Genomic DNA, 17,638 nt, shown 5'->3' on the forward strand with positions numbered 1-17,638 from the left:
TAAACGGTTTTAATTATGATAAGAATAGATCTTACTTTAGCTGAACAGCCTTTTTCATTTATGGTTTCAGGGCAAAAGATTATACAAGTTTTTCATGCTCAACAAGCCATTACCTTTGATAATCCTCGTGAAAACTATTATCAATTTACTTACGACAACAAAGTAATAGGTATTGATACAGAGGCAGTGGAAGAGCAAAGCATTTCGCTATTTGTAGATGAGCAATTTGCAACACAACTTGCGTTACCTGCCCCGGTAAATGCAGCACCTAAAAAAGGCTTTTTAGGATTAGCAGCATTAGGTTTTAAGCTTTTTAAAAGTGCCAAGGTAATTAAAGTAGTGCTTGCAGGGGCTTCTGTTGCAGGCTATGCGTGGTTATTTAGTATCGAATTTGCACTAATGCTAATTGGTTGTTTAGTCGTACATGAGTACGGACATGTGCGCGCAATGAAATACTTTGGCATAAAAACCAAGGGCATTTACCTAATCCCATTTGTGGGCGGGCTCGCTGTTAGTGACGATAAAATAACAACGCGTTGGCAAGATGTAGTTATATCACTAATGGGGCCTGCATTTGGTTTAATTACTTCTGTATTGGGCGTGGTTTTATATTATGCCACAGAGATGGAAATATTTGCCGGTGTGGCGGTGCTTAGTGCGTTATTAAATTTATTTAACTTGTTACCTATTTTACCGCTTGATGGTGGGCATGTATTAAAAAGTATCAGTTTTTCAATGCGTTCATGGATTGGTTTGAGCGTATGTTTACTCGGGGTACTATTTGGCTTATGGCTGAGTTACACATTTGGTTTGATGTTACTGGTATTCTTTTTGTTTGTCGGTGCGCTGGAGATTGTATTTGAATGGCGAGGCCGTCACTATTCACATTTGATGCCGCTAGATAAATATGGCCAAGGCTTTTCAGCTGTTATGTATGCAGTTGTAGTGGCTGGGCATGTAGCTGTAATGATGCATTTTGCCGACTCGGAGAATCCAATATTAAGCCTACCGATGACTATTTTATCGAGTTGATAATTTACGATTAAAGAAATATCTCAGTAAGCTGTATACGTAGACAATACAAAAGGGTACCTATTGTCTACGTATAATTAAGCACTATCTTTAAACGGCTTTGTACTTCTTCAACGAGTAAGTCTGGCTGAAACTTAGATAAGAATGCATTACACCCTACTTTTTCTACCATAGCTTCGTTAAAACTACCACTTAAAGATGTGTTAAGAACAACATAGAGATTTTTAAGCCTGCTATCATTACGTATTTCATGGGTTAAGCGATAGCCATCCATTGAAGGCATTTCTGCATCTGTAATTACCATTAAGAGCTCTTTTTCGACATCTCGCCCTTCATCAGCCCAGCCTCTAAGCATGTTAAGAGCTTCTAAGCCATTACTTGCAGGCACAATCTCAATGCCCAGTTGTGACAGCGTATCGCTTACTTGTTTACGTGCAGTGGGTGAGTCATCGGCGTGAAGTATTTTACGTCCTGCAAACTCATTGACGATACCTTGATCAAGTACTCCCTCTGAAATATCTACTTCATATTCAACTATTTCGGCAAGCACTTTTTCTACATCAATAATTTCAACGAGCTGTTCTTGGCCATCGCGCTTTATTTTAGTGAGGGCTGTTAAGTAATGATTTTTACCAACAGAGCTAGGCGGAGGCATAATATCTGACCATGTCATATTGACGATTTGATCAACTTTGCCAATTAAAAAGCCTTGTACGCTTCTATTGTATTCAGTGATAACTAAGTTACAGTCTTCGGCGTATTTTACTGCGGACATAGAAATAGCCTGCCGTAAATCGATTACAGGTATAGATTCACCTCTAATATTCGCAACTCCGGTTATTTTGGAATGAGAATGGGGAATTTTGCTTAAATGTGGCAATTTTACCACTTCCTTTATTTTAAACACATTGAGTGCAAATAAATGCCGGCTATGTAAATAAAAAAGTAACAACTCTAAGCGGTTTTCACCAACCAACTGAGTACGTTGATCAACCGAAGCTAAAACACCAACCATAATGAACTTATCTAATCTAATTATTTTATAACTATAGTCTACTATTTTTTAACTTCATAGCTCAGTTATTATTTTTCGATTACAGCTAGTTGTTGCTATGGTGGTATAATTTGCAGTACCGTACTACAGAGTAATTTTACTAATCTATTAGCAATAACTATGCATCATATTTTTAAACGTTTTATCGTGTTATTACGCAGTCATATAGAGCAAGTGAGTTGGCAATCTGTTGCGATTGTTACCTTTATGCATATTATTATTACGTGGTGCTTATTAGTGATCGCAAATGAAAAAGCCTTGATACCCCCAAGTACTTTTTTTTACTATTACGTAATAACAACATCAACGGTAGGTTATGGTGATTTTAGCCCAACGACAGAACTTGGCCGTTGGGTGGTAGCATTAGTACAGATCCCATTTGGTTTAGCTTTATTTGGTGTCCTGCTTGGAAAAACAGGGCAAACAGTTACTTATTTAATTAGGCGCGCTATGACTGGTGATAAAAGTTTTGCACACAGTATTAACCATATTATTATTTTTGGTTGGCACGACACTCGTACAAAAAAGATGATTGATTACATTTTGGCTGACAGGAAGCGAACTGACCGCCGTATTTTACTCGCGGTAACAGAGCAAATGGATCACCCTTTTTTAACTAACGAACATGTTGATTTTGCACATCTAACCAGTTTTACAAATTTATCCGAACTTGAGCGTGTTGCAATAAGTCGTGCCGATAAAGTCATTATTGATGGGCAAGATGACGATCAAACATTTACTACTGCACTGCGTATAAGCCGTTTAGTTAAAGATGATTGCCATATCAGTGCTCATTTCTTAGATGAGACAAAAATAGATATGCTGTTAGAGCATTGTCAAAATGTAGAGTGTAGCAGTGCTAAATCGGCAGAAATACTTGTACGTTCAATGCAAGATCCAGGTTCTAGCCGTGTACAAGAGGAGCTGCTTTCTACACTCCATGGTGATACGCAATTTAGTTTGGCAATACCTAAAGACTGTAAAGATATGAAATTTGGCACTTTGTTTCATCATTTTAAGCTTGAACATGATGCAATATTATTAGGCGTTGCACACAATTTGAGTGCGCAAAATATGGATTTAAACCCACCGCTTGATTACAAAGTAAGTGAAGGTGATATTTTGCACTACATATCTGTAGAGCGAGTATTAAGTAGTGAAGTTGATTGGACAAGTTTGGAACGATAGTTAGCGTACCCAAGGCGATGAAAAAGGCTCTTTTATCAGTGTCGTGACTTTTTGTGACACAGGTTACTTCTTTGCTTTGGATTGCGCCTAAAGACCGAAAGAATAAAGCTAAGTGCTAACCATCTTCACTATTTGCAGCCAGTCATGTTCTGTGACTGGCATAACAGATAATCGCCCTGCTTTTTTTAGTGCTAACTCAGTAATTGAATCATTCGCTTTTATATCTTTAAGACTCACCAATTTTTTTAGATGGCTTTGATAGGTTACTTCAACGACAACCCAACGAGGATTTTCGCTGGTGGCTTTAGCATCGTAATAATCACTACTTAAATCAAATTGAGTGGGATCTGGGTAGGCTTCTTTTGTAACTATAGCAATACCCGCTACACCCACTTGTTTACAGCTTGAATGATAAATCATCACCAAGTCGCCAATTTTAACGCCATCACGCATAAAGTTCCGCGCTTGGTAATTACGTACGCCTTCCCAAAGCGTGGTTTGTTTTGGAGCGTTTTTTAAATCATCTAATGAAAACGCATCGGGTTCAGTTTTAAAAAGCCAGTAAGCCATAACAGTATTCCTAACATATATTTACTTCCCACTATTGTATAGTATCATTTGAATATCAGGGTAATGAGGAAGAAATGATGAGCCAAGTATTAGATGATTTATTGTCGTTGTTAACACTTGAAGAAATTGAGCAAGGTTTATATCGAGGGCAAAGCCAAGATTTAGGCTTTGGTGCTGTGTTTGGCGGTCAAGTTATGGGGCAGGCGCTTTCTGCTGCTAAAGAAACTCTACCTGAAGGGCGAATAGTTCATTCATTACATTCTTACTTTTTACGCCCAGGCGATCCAGCTAAACCGATTGTTTATGATGTCGAAACTATTCGAGATGGGAAGAGTTTTAGTACACGCCGAGTAAAAGCGATTCAGTACGGTAAGCCTATTTTTTACATGACTGCGTCGTTTCAGGGTGAAGAAAATGGTTTGTCGCATCAAGCGACGATGCCTGATGTTCCCGCACCTGAAGAACTACGTTCATCGCTTGAGTTTTACCAAGATAACGCTTCGCATATCCCTGAAGTCATCCGTAATAAGTTTACGCGTGAAATGCCAATTGAAATGCGACCTGTGACATTTCATAACCCGTTTAAGCCAGAAGTTATGGAGCCAGTAAAACATATTTGGTTTAAAGCCAATGGTGAAATGCCGGACGATCAGCGTATCCATAATTACTTATTAGCGTATGCGTCTGATTTTGAGTTTTTACCAACTGCATTACAACCTCATGGTGTATCGTTTATGCAGCCAAATATGCAAGTAGCTACTATTGATCATGCAATGTGGTTTCATCGCCCATTTAGAATGGATGATTGGATTTTGTATTCAATTGATAGCCCAAGTGCGAGCAATGGTTGTGGTTTAGTTCGCGGGCAGTTTTTTGATCGCCAAGGCAACTTGGTTGCCTCAACAATGCAAGAAGGGGTTATGCGCCAGCGCTAACCCCTTCTGTAAATGCATTGTTAGTTACACTGGTCTTGTACTATATCGCTGATTGACTGCCAGACGCGTGCTGGCAGTAATGTTTTAAGGTGTGCGTAGGTTTCACATAGTTGTGTGCTACCTACTAAGCCCTCTTCACCTTCTGTTATTAATGACTCTCCACGTAAGTTATCGATAAAGCTAACAAGTACTTTTTTGTCAAAAAACTCAGGTGTTTTAATGCCATGCAGTGTGCCTAAACGTTGCGCGAGCACTTGGCTTTCTCTTTCAAGTTCTGCTTTTTCAATGCCATCACTTGTTTGAATAAAACCAATTACAATAGCGTATCGTTGCAGAGTGAAGCTAAGTGCTCGTCCAAGCATTTCAAGCTTAGCTAGGCAGTCATTACTGTTCGTTATATGAATGTTATCGCCATCAAACTCAATTAAATTTTGATCAGCAAAGTTAGCTAAAATTCGTGTTATATAGTTTTCATCAAGAGGCTGTAAGTACCATTCTTTAGCAAATAGCGGATAAAATGTTTTTACAAGTTGCTGGCATTGAGTAATCGTAGTGCTGTGTTGTTTAAATAGGTGCAGTGCAATTAAACTTGGTACTGCGAATAAGTGCAAAATATTGTTTCTATAGTAATTAAATAAAACTTTTTCTTTATCACTAATTGTGATTATTTCACCAAATTCATCACTAATAACTTCAAACTTATTAAGCTTTAATGCATGTGTTAGTAATTGCTCTGGTGTTTCGTCAGGCGCTGTTACTTTATCGCTATAACTGGCATCGCGTTGTAAGCGCAGGTAAAAATCAAGTTGTGCTAAAAGTTTTGGCTTACTCAATGCTTGTTTATCGTTAACGAGTAAAATCATCGCCAATAAGTTAACAGCATTAAGTGCTGCTGCATTATTAATTTTAATCATTACTTGATCAGCAAGTTGAGTTACTTGTGTGCCTAACCATTGTGGCTTTTGTACATCGGTAGGATGTATTGAATCACGCCAATCGGGTTGGTTGTCGTTTAAATATTGATTAATTGAAATTGGATCACCAAAGTTTAGATAACCACGACCATAGTTTTTAAGGTTTTTAATCGCCTTAAAAATACCGAAAATAGATTCGCCTTTTTTATCTTTACCATCCAGCTCTTTAAGGTAAGTGTTTATTTCCATTACGTGCTCGTAGCCAATGTACACAGGAACAATAGATATTGGTCTGTCTATTCCGCGAAGCATCGCTTGTAAGGTCATTGAAAGCATACCTGTTTTAGGCGGAAGTAAGCGCCCAGTTCGGCTTCGACCGCCCTCCGTGTAAAACTTAACAGAGTAACCTTTAATAAACAGTTGGCTTAAATACTCTTTGAAGATGGCAGAATAAAGCTTATTACCTGCAAATGAGCGACGAATAAAAAATGCCCCCGAGCGTCTAAATATCCCGCCGGCAGGGAAAAAGTTAAGATTAATACCTGCAGCTATATGTGGCGGTACTAAACCTAAATGATATATTGAGTAAGTAAGGAGCAAGTAGTCCATATGACTGCGATGACAAGGCATGTAGATTATTTCATGGCCTTTATTAGTCAATTCATGAAGTTGTTCTGTGTGTTTAATATTAATACCGTTATAAAGCTTATTCCACAACCACGTTAAAAATCGCTCAGCTACACGTATCATTGCTTCTGAATAATTAGCGGCTATTTCGTCAAGTAACTTGAGTGCATTTTGACGAGCTTCAGTTTGGCTAATATTTTTAGCTTTAGCTTCATCTAGGATTGCTTTTTTAATTGTAGGGGACGCTAATAAAGAATTAAATAATTGTTCACGAGATGGCATTTTGGGGCCAGTAGCTGCGAGCTTTTGACGTTTAAAGTGAACGCGAGCGACACGCAGTAATTTGTGTGGTAACTCACTTACATCGGCTTTCTCGTTTACCAAAAGCGATAAGTCGAGAGGTTGACTAAAGCGAATAAAGTTATCACGTCCTGAAAACAACACGACAAAAAACTTTCTAAACCAACTAGGTGTTACCGAGTGTGTAATTAATGTGCGTAAACCTGGTTTTTCTTTACCCGGATCGCGGCCCCATAAAATTGTAACAGGTACAACTTGTACGTTCTGTTGACCACTATTAATTAAGTGTTCAATAATCTGCTTACCTTGAGCTAAAGCATTTGTTGGTTTAGCTTTGTCGCCAAATAATGGTGGTGGATTTTTGATTCCAATAAAACGATCTAAATGCTGAGAGCCTAATACTTGCTCTTCAATTGGGCTTGGCAAACCATGTTTTTTACACACATGTGTGAGTGCCGCTAAATCAAATCGTGAATTTAAACGCACTATATAAAATGTAGGGTATTCTGGGTTTAGATCATACTGCTCAATGGGGTTCTCTGGCAGCACTTTACTTCGTACTAGTAAGCGGCTAAATCCAGCAGACAAAACATTTAAACAATAATTAAAAATACGCATCGACTCACCATATTGAGAGTATTAAAGGCAAAATTAGCGCAATAGGATACCATAATATCCAAAAATTCTTTAGTTTGCGCTATTGAGTAGTTAACTTATTAATTGACTAATAGTAGAGGTATTAGTTCAAGTATAGCCAGTGAGTATGTACGGGCGCTTATTTAATCAAATTAGTGGTCATTGTATTGTTTCTAAATAGTTGTTGCATTTATCACCAATACCTCTATAATACGCAGGCTTTCAAAATTCCCTAGGGAACTAGAAAGGATAAATTAAGCTTGGATTTCAAGCTAATAAACAGGAGTTCCGATTTGGAACTCAACGTAGATATAATCAAACAGCCGACATCTTAAGTTTTAAGATTGTTTCGGTCGTTTTTTTATGCTCTTTTAAATGCTCTTTATATTGAGGTTAAGAATGTCAAATCAACGCATTCGTATTCGCCTAAAAGCTTTTGACCACCGTTTGATTGACCAATCAACGGCAGAAATCGTGGAAACTGCGAAACGCACTGGCGCACAAGTACGTGGTCCAATCCCACTACCTACACGCTTTGAACGTTTTACTGTACTAACTTCACCGCACGTTAATAAAGATGCGCGTGATCAGTACGAGATCCGCACCCATAAACGTCTGATAGACATCGTAGAACCAACTGACAAGACTGTAGACGCGCTTATGCGTTTAGATCTTGCTGCTGGTGTTGATGTTCAAATCAGCCTGGGTTAATCGAAAGATTAGAGAGGTTTTAGGAAAATGGCATTAGGTCTAGTCGGTCGTAAAGTGGGTATGACACGAATCTTCACTGAAGATGGTGTATCTATCCCTGTGACAGTTATTGAAGCGACACCTAACCGCATTGCTCAGATCAAATCTGACGCAACAGACGGTTATAACGCGCTTCAAGTAACCGCAGGCACTAAAAAAGCAAGTCGTGTAAACAAAGCTAAAGCGGGTCATTTCGCTAAAGCTGGTGTTGAAGCGGGTCGCGGTCTGTGGGAATTCCGCCTTAACGGTGGTGAAGGCGATTTTGAAGTAGGCGCAGAGCTTACTGTTGAATTATTCAACGAAATCAACAAGGTTGACGTAACCGGTACTTCTAAAGGTAAAGGTTTCCAAGGTGGTGTTAAGCGCTGGAATTTCAGCATGCAAGACGCTACACATGGTAACTCTCTATCTCACCGTGCTCCTGGTTCAATCGGTCAAAACCAATCACCTGGTAAGGTGTTTAAAGGTAAGAAAATGGCCGGTCATATGGGTGCTGAGCGTGTAACGACTCAAAACTTAGAACTAGTTCGCGTTGACGCTGAGCGTAATTTGCTTTTAGTTAAGGGTGCAGTACCTGGAGCTATTGGCGGTGACGTTATCGTTAAACCAGCTGTTAAAGCATAAGTCCTGGAGATTTAGTGATGGAATTAGCAATTAAAGACGCTTCTGGCGGTCTTGAAGTTTCTGAAGCTACTTTTGGACGTGAGTTTAACGAAGCATTAGTACACCAAGTAGTTGTTGCATACGCAGCAGGTGCTCGTCAAGGTACTCGTGCTCAGAAGACACGTTCTGAAGTAAGCGGTGGTGGTAAAAAACCATGGGCTCAAAAAGGTACTGGCCGTGCACGTGCCGGTACAATCCGTAGCCCAATTTGGCGTTCAGGTGGCGTTAGCTTTGCAGCTAAACCACAAGACCACAGCCAAAAAGTAAACCGTAAAATGTACCGTGGTGCGATTAAAAGCATCTTATCTGAATTAGTTCGTCAAGAGCGTTTAATCGTTGTTGAAAGTTTTGCTCTAGCAGCACCAAAAACTAAAGAACTAGTTGCTAAGCTTAAAGAACTTGAGCTTAAAGATGTTCTTATCGTGACTGAAGAAGTAGATGAAAATCTTTTCTTATCGGCACGTAACCTTTATAAGGTTGACACGCGTGATGTAGCTGGTATCGATCCTGTAAGCTTAATTGCTTTCGATAAGGTACTTATTACAGCCGCTGCTGTTAAGCAACTTGAGGAGGCGCTAGCATGATTCGCGAAGAACGTCTTTTAAAAGTGATCCTTGCTCCACATATCTCTGAAAAAAGCACTATTGCTGCTGAAGAAAACAACACTATTGTTTTCAAAGTAGTAAATGACGCAACTAAAGCTGAAATTAAAGTAGCAGTTGAGAAGCTTTTTGAAGTAGAAGTAACTGGTGTTCGCACACTTAACGTTAAGGGTAAAACAAAACGTACTGGCGCACGTTTCGGTCGTCGTAGCGACTGGAAGAAAGCTTACGTTACTCTTAAAGAAGGCAGCGAGCTAGACTTTGTCGGCGGCGCCGAGTAATAAGGGGATAGAATTATGGCACTTCAAAAGTGTAAGCCTACTTCTGCGGGCCGTCGTCACCTAGTTAAAGTGGTTAACCCAGATCTACATAAGGGTAAGCCATACGCACCACTTTTAGAGAAAAACTCTAAATCAGGTGGTCGTAATAACAATGGTCGTATTACGGTTCGTCATATCGGTGGTGGTCATAAACAACATTACCGTTTAATCGATTTTAAACGTACTAAAGATGGCATTCCAGCCACTGTTGAACGTTTAGAATACGATCCAAATCGTAGCGCAAACATCGCTCTTGTATTATATGCAGACGGTGAGCGTCGTTACATTATCGCACCAAAAGGCTTAAAAGCTGGCGATGCAATCCAGTCTGGTGTTGATGCACCAATCAAACCTGGTAATGCATTACCAATGCGTAATATGCCTGTAGGTTCGACTGTTCACAACGTAGAATTAAAACCAGGTAAAGGTGCTCAAATCGCACGTTCTGCTGGTGCATACGTTCAAATCCTTGCTCGTGATGGTCAGTATGTAACATTACGTCTTCGTTCAGGCGAAGTTCGTAAAGTTGAATCTGATTGTCGTGCGACTCTAGGTGAAGTAGGCAATGCTGAGCATATGCTTCGTTCACTTGGTAAAGCAGGTGCAAATCGCTGGCGTGGTATTCGTCCGACAGTTCGTGGTGTTGCCATGAACCCGGTAGATCACCCACACGGTGGTGGTGAAGGTCGTACATCTGGTGGTCGTCATCCTGTGTCTCCATGGGGTAAGCCGACTAAAGGTGCGAAGACGCGTAAGAACAAGCGTACGGATAAATTTATAGTACGTCGTCGTACTAAGTAATATTGAGGAATAGCCATGCCACGCTCTCTCAAGAAGGGTCCTTTTATAGACCTACACTTGCTGAAGAAGGTAGAGAAAGCTTTGGAAAGCGGTGAGAAAAAGCCAATTAAAACTTGGAGCCGTCGTTCAATGATCATACCTAACATGATCGGATTGACCATTGCTGTCCATAATGGTCGCCAGCACGTACCAGTTTTCGTTTCTGACGAAATGATCGGTCACAAACTAGGTGAATTTGCACCAACTCGCACTTACCGTGGCCATGCTGCGGATAAGAAAGCGAAGAAACGATAAGAGGGGAAGATAAATGCAAGCATTAGCTAAACATAAATTCGCCTCTGGTTCGGCGCAAAAAGCACGTCTAGTTGCAGATCAGATCCGCGGGTTACCTGTCGATCGCGCACTAGAAATCCTGGCGTACAGCCCTAAGAAAGCCGCTGTATTAGTTAAGAAAGTACTTGAGTCTGCTATTGCTAACGCAGAGCATAACGAAGGTGCTGACATTGATGAGCTTCGCATAACAACGATCTTTGTGGACGATGGTCCTACAATGAAGCGTATTATGCCTCGTGCTAAAGGACGCGCAGACCGCATCCTTAAGCGTACAAGCCATATCACTGTTATGGTTTCAGATAGCTAGGAGTATAAGTAATGGGACAAAAAGTTCATCCTACTGGTATTCGCCTAGGTATATCTAAACCTTGGGTTTCTACCTGGTACGCGAGTTCAAAAGATTTCTCTGCACAGCTTTTTGGCGATCACAAAGTTCGTACATTCCTTACTAAGGAATTGAAAACGGCTTCTGTGTCTAAAATCGTTATTGAGCGTCCAGCAAAATCAATCCGTGTAACAATTCATACGGCTCGTCCGGGTGTTGTTATCGGTAAAAAAGGCGAAGACGTAGAAAAATTACGTCAAGCGGTAACTAAAATCGCTGGTGTACCTGCTCAGATTAATATCTCTGAAGTACGTAAACCAGAACTAGATGCACAACTAGTAGCAGACGGCATTGCCTCTCAACTAGAACGTCGTGTTATGTTCCGTCGCGCTATGAAGCGTTCGGTACAAAATGCAATGCGCATCGGTTCTAAAGGGATTAAAGTTGAAGTTAGCGGTCGTCTTGGCGGCGCTGAAATCGCACGTTCAGAATGGTATCGTGAAGGTCGTGTACCTCTACATACTCTTCGTGCTGATATCGATTACGCAACTTCTGAAGCCTTAACCACTTATGGTATCATTGGTGTTAAAGTTTGGATCTTCAAAGGCGAAGTTATTGGTGGTTTACCACTAGTACAAGAGCAAGAGAAGCCAGCTAAACGCGCACCAAAGAAAGCCAAGAAAAGTGCTAAGTAGAGGTAGCGAGTAATGTTACAGCCAAAACGTACAAAATTCCGTAAAATGCACAAAGGCCGCAACCGCGGTTTAGCGCAAAACGGTAACAAAGTAAGCTTCGGTACTTTCGGATTGAAAGCAACTGGCCGTGGCCGTATGACTGCTCGTCAAATCGAAGCAGCTCGTCGTGCTATGACGCGTCACGTGAAACGTCAAGGTAAAATCTGGATTCGTGTCTTCCCTGACAAACCGATTACAGAAAAACCTCTTGAAGTTCGTATGGGTAAAGGTAAAGGTTCTGTTGAATATTGGGTTGCTGAAATTCAGCCTGGTAAAGTACTTTACGAAATGGAAGGTGTTTCAGAAGAGCTTGCTCGTGAAGCGTTTGACCTTGCTGCTCGTAAACTGCCATTCAAAACAACTTTCGTAACTCGGACGGTAATGTGATGAAAGCTAGCGAACTAAAAGACAAAAGCGTAGAAGAGCTTAATGCTGAACTTCTAGGACTACTTCGTGAGCAATTTAATATGCGCATGCAAGCTAGCACTGGTCAGTTGGCTCAGACACACACGCTAAGAACAGTACGCCGCGATATCGCGCGTGTAAAAACAGTTATTAACCAGAAGGCAGGTCAATAATGAGCGATAAAATTCGTACTCTTCAAGGCCGTGTAATCAGCGACAAGATGGAAAAATCTTTCACTATCGCTATCGCACGTTATGTGAAGCACCCAATCTATGGGAAATTCATTAAACGTACGACTAAGTTACACGTACATGACGAAAATAACACAGCAAAAGCGGGTGACGTAGTTACTATCCGTGAATGCGCACCAATTTCTAAGAATAAATCTTGGACTTTAGTAGACGTTATTTCTAGTCCAAAACTAGCTTAATTTTTTAATTAAATTAGTTTTGTAAAAAAGCCCCGGCATTAGCTGGGGCTTTTTGTGTTTAAGGCACTGTCAATTTTAAAAGTCATAATTCCAACTGGCATAAATCTTTGAGCAATTTAACGAGTTAAATTACGACTATAACGTCGTTAAAATTTTTATTTAGAACAACTAGATAAAATTTTTGCCTAGTTCTAGCTTAATTTTCTTAATGTTAAATAGACCCCATATATAAGTAGATTGGTATAATCTGGGTCGAATAATTACGAAATCTGAAACTAAAAGAGTGTCGCGAATCGTAAAGCATTGAGTTGTTCGCATCATATAAACCACGTCACGGATAGATATTAAATGTAGTTAAAATATTTGTAATTGATTTTATACTTTCTTTTTTAGAAAAAGTTTATATAGAAGCAGACTTATTAATAGCGTAACAAAAACATATAACGGGGAATACCAATAAAATACGATTTTCTAATCGGCCAGCATCTCGTTGCTCTCTATATATTTTCGCCTTGCCTAAAGCTGAAAATTCAACCTCGAAAGATAAACACGCCCTAGTTTTTATATAAGTTAACCTAAACTCTGGATAATAAATTTATCTCGAGCAGCTACTTTCAGCGCTAACTGCGTTGAATTTACCTACAATAGGCAGCTATTGGCGCGTAAATTCGTCTTGTTTTCACTGAAAATCTCTAGCTAGAGAAATAAATTTAAATATCACCATGATTCAATACGTTAGTAAATCTCTTAACCAGAGTTCAGGTTAAGTTATTTAAAGTGCTTTACCTCAACTTAACTTGAGCTTTTATGATGTGTTTTTTATTTTAGTAATAAGTGATATGTATACCATTCAAAGTTATTTATTAAGCTTAGGGATTACTCAATACCAGCCATCTATCGAGCAGATACAAAATATTGTGAAATTAGTTCAGCACTCTTTTAAATCACCGAATATATTTACGATAAACGCTCTAGATTGGGCTAATAACAATAAGCGAAAACCATTTACGAGTGCTGAACTTACGTTGCTTTCAGGACTATTGGTTAACGTTGGTTATAAGTTATCAATGTATTCAGCCAAGCAAGTTGTTGTAGTGCATAATCGGCAAAGTCTACTTATTACTTTTGGAGAAAGCGGTTTTAGTACTAAGGATGGCAGTAATGTGGTCTTTCAATAGTGGGTAATAAAAAAGCCTCAGAAAATGCTGAGGCTCTTACTTTGTTTATTCGCTCTTACCAAATCATCTCTACAAATTCAGGATGGTCGATATATGGATTACGATTACCTTGAAATTCATAAGCGGCTTGGTTGCGATCTAACTCCATTTGGCTCACAGGATCACTGTTATGCCAGTTGAGCAGCATGGCTACAACCCAGCTTTCAAATACTTGGTTGCGTGAACCGTTAAGTACTGCGTTGCTTGAGGTAGTTATATTTTGCCAAGAGCCAATTACATTTTCGTAGCGTGTTGCCATATAAAAATAAGCGCGTGCAAAGTCACCTTTAAATTCATCAATTGGCTCAAATACAGTACCTGAGTAATTTAATGAGCTTGTAGCTGAACCTAATTTGCTGCCGTTAGTGGATGTAAATGAAGCACTTGATACTTCACCAAATGGATAGTTACTACGCTTTGAGTTTACATAACCATCGGTTGCGTAAATATGGTGAACATCTGAGTTCATAGGTTCAATAGTGCCGCCAAACCAACTTTTCGGGAATGAATGCTCACGGTTGTAACAGCCGCCTTCTCCACTATAGTTACCGCACTGATCGCTCACGGCTGTATAGTTATAGCTGTCTGAACCGTTTGGCTTTTCGCTATACATATCTAAAATACTATTATCGTTTTCAAAGTATTTATCACGTGCTGATGAATCATAAAAATTCCAAATCGCCGAATAACCCTGTGCATTATGATCTTTAGTAATATTATAAAGCTCAGTTTTCAGCGCATAGCCAGTTAAGCCCTGTGTCGTTACATAATAACCAGTGGGTGTTGGATTAGTTCCGCCAGAGCCATCACCAGGTTCTGTGCCAGAATTTCCTAACTCAAAAGCTGAGCTGTCTGTATTGCTAAAGCTCGCACCGCTGGCAAGAGTGATAGAGCCTTGCTTAAGTGTATAGCTACCATTACCAGTAGAGCAACACATGCCATCACCATAACTATCACTAATTACAAGCGTGTATGCCCCATCAGTTAAGCATATTTGTTCATCATACTGAGTGTTTGACTCATAACCACCACCGTTAGCAATTGAACTACCTTGACTATTATTAATAGACCAACTTGTTTCGCTGCCATAATTATCGGTATTAAGCGTTAGGGTAAGGCTATTGTCAGAACAGCTTGTTGATGAGCCACCATCGCTATTTGGTAAAAAATTATCTACGTAGACAATTTCGCTACCGTCAAATCCACTAACATCATAAAAACGCAGACCCACGTTAATTGTTTTGCTGCTACTTGCTGTGTAGCTATGGCTGATTTTTTGCCATTGATTCGTTTGCGCCTCATTTGAATAGCCTTGGTAACCATCGACATACAAACGGGCTTTAATTTTACCTTCCGTATGGTAAATATCAGCAGAAAAATCGTAAGTTTGACCTGCTTCAACAGCAATTTGCTGTAGTAAATCCGTGTTACTTTGCGAACCAGTTGTTACATTTACAGCAGCAGAGCTACTACCGCTTTTCACTGCGCTAGTTGAGCGTGATAAGTTAATACCGCTATCTATAGTAGTCCATGATGCAGGTGTATTTCCTGACCACTGTTCAAAGCTACCATTAGCTACATTGGCCATTACTGGCAGTGAGCCGAGTAATAAAGCCGTACTAAGTAGTTTGTTTTTATATGTCCCGTATGACATGAGTATTCCTATTTTTTATTTTGAATGAAGAATATACCTTATATTAGTTTGGTTACAAAATTGTTAATTTAAAATTCGATAAAAAGCAATAATAAATCTTTAATCTGTTTTTGAAGGTGTTTTTAAAAATTAATAACTAAATGGAATATCAAAGCAGATTCTATTCTTTTTTTATCTATGCAGACCCCGTTATCCTACATACTTAGAAAACCTCAACAGATACACTCTGGATGAGGTAAAACTCATTTTTTAACAATACATAAAGTGTATTGTGTTTAATTTTCAGGGTTATGGGGAATCGATTCATGTTGTTAGGTCAACTAAATGCTGCGGCAAGTCCGCTATCGCAAGAGCAAGTACAGAAGCTGCAAGGTTTAGTGGCTGAACTTAATCCAATTCAACAAGCGTGGGTAAGTGGTTACTTAGCTGCTAATGCTAATTCAGCTGCGCTAGGAGCTCCTATTTCAGGCGCACAGGCTAATGGCGATTCTGCAGCACTAACTATTTTATATGGTTCGCAAACGGGTAATGCAAAAGGTGTCGCTACCAAAATGAAAGAGCAGGCCGAATCACGAGGCCTAGCAGTTAAATTGGTTAGCATGTCTGATTACAAACCAACAGCCCTGAAAAAAGAAAAGTTTTTAACTGTCGTTGTGTCTACTTATGGTGAGGGTGAGCCTCCTGAAGACGGTGAAACACTACATGAATTTTTAGCCACTAAAAAAGCGCCAAAACTAGACAATGTAAAAATAGCCGTTATTGGTTTGGGTGATTCTAGCTATGAGTTTTTCTGTCAAACAGCAAAAGACTTTGAAGAGCGCTTAAATAAACTTGGTGCACAAACTATATATCAACGTGCTGATTTAGATGTAGATTACGAAGATGAAGCTGCAACATGGATCGCCGGTGCACTTGATGCATTTGAGCCAGATTTAAAAGCGCAACAAGATGCCGCCGGCGGTCAAGCTTTAGCTATGCCTTTTGGTTCACCAACTACCGCTTCAAGCCAATATACAAAACAAAATCCATTTGAAGCAGAGCTTTTAACAGTTCAAAAAATTACCGGTCGCGACTCAACTAAAGATGTACGCCACGTTGAAATTTCACTTGAAGGTTCAGACATTACTTATACACCAGGTGATTCATTAGGTGTGTACTTTTTAAATGACGATGTATTAGTTGATGAAGTACTTACACTCACTCAAATAGATGCAGCAAGCATTGTAAAAGTAGGTGATGAAGAGCTAAGCGTACGCGGCGCACTTATTGAAAAACTAGAGCTGACTCAGTCATACCCAGGTTTTGTAGAAAAATACGCAACAGCAACAGGTACGCCTGAATTATTAAAGCTTGTGGAAGATAAAGCTGCAATGCGTGCGTATATTGAACCTCGCCAGATATTTGATGTAATTCGCCAAAATCCAGCAAAAATTGATGCGCAAACATTAGTCGATTGCTTACGTAAGCTGCAAGCTCGCTTGTACTCAATTGCATCTAGTCAAGCAGAGGTTGAAGACGAAGTGCATTTAACTCTAGGCTTAGTTGAGTTTGATGCGTTTGATAGTGAGCACTTAGGTGGTTGTTCGGGTTACTTAACTCGCCGAGCTGAAGAAGGCTGTAAAGTTAAAGTATTTAGCGAACATAACGATAACTTCCGCCTACCAACTAACGATGATACACCGGTGATCATGGTTGGCCCAGGTACGGGCATTGCGCCGTTCCGTGCATTTTTACAAGAGCGTGATGCGCGTGAAGCACAAGGTAAAAATTGGTTGTTTTTTGGTAACCCACATTTCACTCAAGACTTTTTATACCAAGTAGAAATACAGGGTTATTTAAAATCGGGCCTACTTAATAAAGTAGATGTTGCATTTAGCCGCGACCAAGCCGAAAAAGTATACGTGCAAGACAAGTTGCGCAGTAACAGTAAAGACGTGTTTGAATGGTTAGAAGCTGGCGCTCATTTTTACATTTGTGGTGATGCAAATCGCATGGCAAAAGATGTACACAGCGCCTTGGTCGATATCATCAAAGAAAACACAGGCAAGAGCGATGAAGACGCAGAGCAATACTTAAAAGATTTGCGTAGCGCAAACCGCTATCAGAAAGACGTGTATTAATCACGTTTCTTATTTTATTTAACAGCTA

The 17,638-nt window shown here is 39.8% G+C and carries 20 protein-coding genes; 16 read left to right on the forward strand and 4 right to left on the reverse strand.

Annotation, left to right across the window (positions count from 1 at the left end; genetic code table 11):
- The first annotated feature begins 15 nt into the window (after positions 1-15).
- Positions 16-1,032 carry a metalloprotease gene (locus LOS73_RS00885; RefSeq protein ID WP_457934329.1) on the forward strand — a complete coding sequence of 339 codons (1,017 nt, stop codon included), beginning with the start codon at positions 16-18 and terminating at the stop codon, positions 1,030-1,032.
- Positions 1,033-1,099: 67 nt separating this feature from the next.
- Here LOS73_RS00885 and LOS73_RS00890 read toward each other — a convergent pair whose 3' ends face one another.
- Positions 1,100-2,047: a chemotaxis protein CheV gene (locus LOS73_RS00890; protein ID WP_007376187.1), complete on the reverse strand. Its 948-nt coding sequence runs from the start codon at positions 2,045-2,047 to the stop codon at positions 1,100-1,102.
- Between the two features lie 159 nt (positions 2,048-2,206).
- On the opposite strand from LOS73_RS00890, the gene LOS73_RS00895 reads away from it, so the two are divergent.
- A complete protein-coding gene (locus LOS73_RS00895; RefSeq protein WP_008134974.1) occupies positions 2,207-3,274 on the forward strand; it encodes a potassium channel family protein in 1,068 nt (355 codons plus the stop codon).
- Between the two features lie 108 nt (positions 3,275-3,382).
- Here the strand turns inward: LOS73_RS00895 and LOS73_RS00900 are convergent, their stop codons facing one another.
- Positions 3,383-3,844, reverse strand: coding sequence for an EVE domain-containing protein (locus LOS73_RS00900; protein ID WP_007376189.1), 462 nt, complete (start codon positions 3,842-3,844; stop codon positions 3,383-3,385).
- Between the two features lie 77 nt (positions 3,845-3,921).
- On the opposite strand from LOS73_RS00900, the gene tesB reads away from it, so the two are divergent.
- Entirely contained in the window at positions 3,922-4,779 is an 858-nt protein-coding gene (gene tesB / locus LOS73_RS00905; protein ID WP_002957902.1) for an acyl-CoA thioesterase II, read from the forward strand.
- A 20-nt stretch (positions 4,780-4,799) separates the two neighbouring features.
- Here tesB and plsB read toward each other — a convergent pair whose 3' ends face one another.
- Complete coding sequence (gene plsB / locus LOS73_RS00910; protein WP_007376190.1) at positions 4,800-7,238, reverse strand: glycerol-3-phosphate 1-O-acyltransferase PlsB; 2,439 nt, start codon at positions 7,236-7,238, stop codon at positions 4,800-4,802.
- Between the two features lie 417 nt (positions 7,239-7,655).
- Here plsB and rpsJ point away from each other — a divergent pair, with 417 nt between their 5' ends.
- From rpsJ to LOS73_RS00970, 12 genes are all read left to right on the forward strand, one after another.
- A complete protein-coding gene (gene rpsJ / locus LOS73_RS00915; protein ID WP_002957900.1) occupies positions 7,656-7,967 on the forward strand; it encodes a 30S ribosomal protein S10 in 312 nt (103 codons plus the stop codon).
- A gap of 27 nt (positions 7,968-7,994) precedes the next feature.
- The gene (rplC, locus tag LOS73_RS00920; protein WP_002957898.1) at positions 7,995-8,630 is read left to right on the forward strand and encodes a 50S ribosomal protein L3; all 636 of its coding nucleotides are present in this window, start codon (positions 7,995-7,997) and stop codon (positions 8,628-8,630) included.
- Positions 8,631-8,647: 17 nt separating this feature from the next.
- On the forward strand, positions 8,648-9,253 hold the full coding sequence (rplD, locus tag LOS73_RS00925) for a 50S ribosomal protein L4 (RefSeq protein WP_002957897.1): 606 nt from the start codon (positions 8,648-8,650) through the stop codon (positions 9,251-9,253).
- Positions 9,250-9,552, forward strand: coding sequence for a 50S ribosomal protein L23 (gene rplW / locus LOS73_RS00930; protein ID WP_002957896.1), 303 nt, complete (start codon positions 9,250-9,252; stop codon positions 9,550-9,552). Before rplD ends, rplW begins: the two co-directional genes overlap by 4 nt.
- Positions 9,553-9,567: 15 nt before the next feature.
- The gene (rplB, locus tag LOS73_RS00935) at positions 9,568-10,392 is read left to right on the forward strand and encodes a 50S ribosomal protein L2 (protein WP_007376192.1); all 825 of its coding nucleotides are present in this window, start codon (positions 9,568-9,570) and stop codon (positions 10,390-10,392) included.
- A gap of 15 nt (positions 10,393-10,407) precedes the next feature.
- Positions 10,408-10,686 (forward strand): 30S ribosomal protein S19, encoded by a 279-nt coding sequence (gene rpsS, locus LOS73_RS00940; protein WP_004588689.1) that lies wholly within the window; start codon positions 10,408-10,410, stop codon positions 10,684-10,686.
- A 13-nt stretch (positions 10,687-10,699) separates the two neighbouring features.
- Entirely contained in the window at positions 10,700-11,032 is a 333-nt protein-coding gene (gene rplV / locus LOS73_RS00945; protein ID WP_002957892.1) for a 50S ribosomal protein L22, read from the forward strand.
- An 11-nt stretch (positions 11,033-11,043) separates the two neighbouring features.
- Positions 11,044-11,745: a 30S ribosomal protein S3 gene (gene rpsC, locus LOS73_RS00950; RefSeq protein WP_002957891.1), complete on the forward strand. Its 702-nt coding sequence runs from the start codon at positions 11,044-11,046 to the stop codon at positions 11,743-11,745.
- Between the two features lie 12 nt (positions 11,746-11,757).
- Complete coding sequence (rplP, locus tag LOS73_RS00955) at positions 11,758-12,171, forward strand: 50S ribosomal protein L16 (RefSeq protein WP_002957890.1); 414 nt, start codon at positions 11,758-11,760, stop codon at positions 12,169-12,171.
- Positions 12,171-12,362 carry a 50S ribosomal protein L29 gene (rpmC, locus tag LOS73_RS00960; RefSeq protein ID WP_002957889.1) on the forward strand — a complete coding sequence of 64 codons (192 nt, stop codon included), beginning with the start codon at positions 12,171-12,173 and terminating at the stop codon, positions 12,360-12,362. The genes rplP and rpmC overlap by 1 nt, the downstream gene beginning before the upstream one ends.
- Positions 12,362-12,619, forward strand: a complete 258-nt coding sequence (gene rpsQ, locus LOS73_RS00965) for a 30S ribosomal protein S17 (protein WP_007376193.1) — start codon at positions 12,362-12,364, stop codon at positions 12,617-12,619. The genes rpmC and rpsQ overlap by 1 nt, the downstream gene beginning before the upstream one ends.
- Positions 12,620-13,458: 839 nt before the next feature.
- Positions 13,459-13,797, forward strand: a complete 339-nt coding sequence (locus tag LOS73_RS00970; RefSeq protein WP_150115546.1) for a hypothetical protein — start codon at positions 13,459-13,461, stop codon at positions 13,795-13,797.
- 55 nt (positions 13,798-13,852) lie between these two features.
- Here LOS73_RS00970 and LOS73_RS00975 read toward each other — a convergent pair whose 3' ends face one another.
- Positions 13,853-15,490, reverse strand: a complete 1,638-nt coding sequence (locus tag LOS73_RS00975; RefSeq protein WP_457934330.1) for an endonuclease — start codon at positions 15,488-15,490, stop codon at positions 13,853-13,855.
- A 305-nt stretch (positions 15,491-15,795) separates the two neighbouring features.
- On the opposite strand from LOS73_RS00975, the gene LOS73_RS00980 reads away from it, so the two are divergent.
- A complete protein-coding gene (locus tag LOS73_RS00980) occupies positions 15,796-17,610 on the forward strand; it encodes an assimilatory sulfite reductase (NADPH) flavoprotein subunit (protein ID WP_033039496.1) in 1,815 nt (604 codons plus the stop codon).
- Positions 17,611-17,638 lie beyond the last annotated feature (28 nt).

Source organism: Pseudoalteromonas sp. SCSIO 43210 (assembly GCF_054133285.1).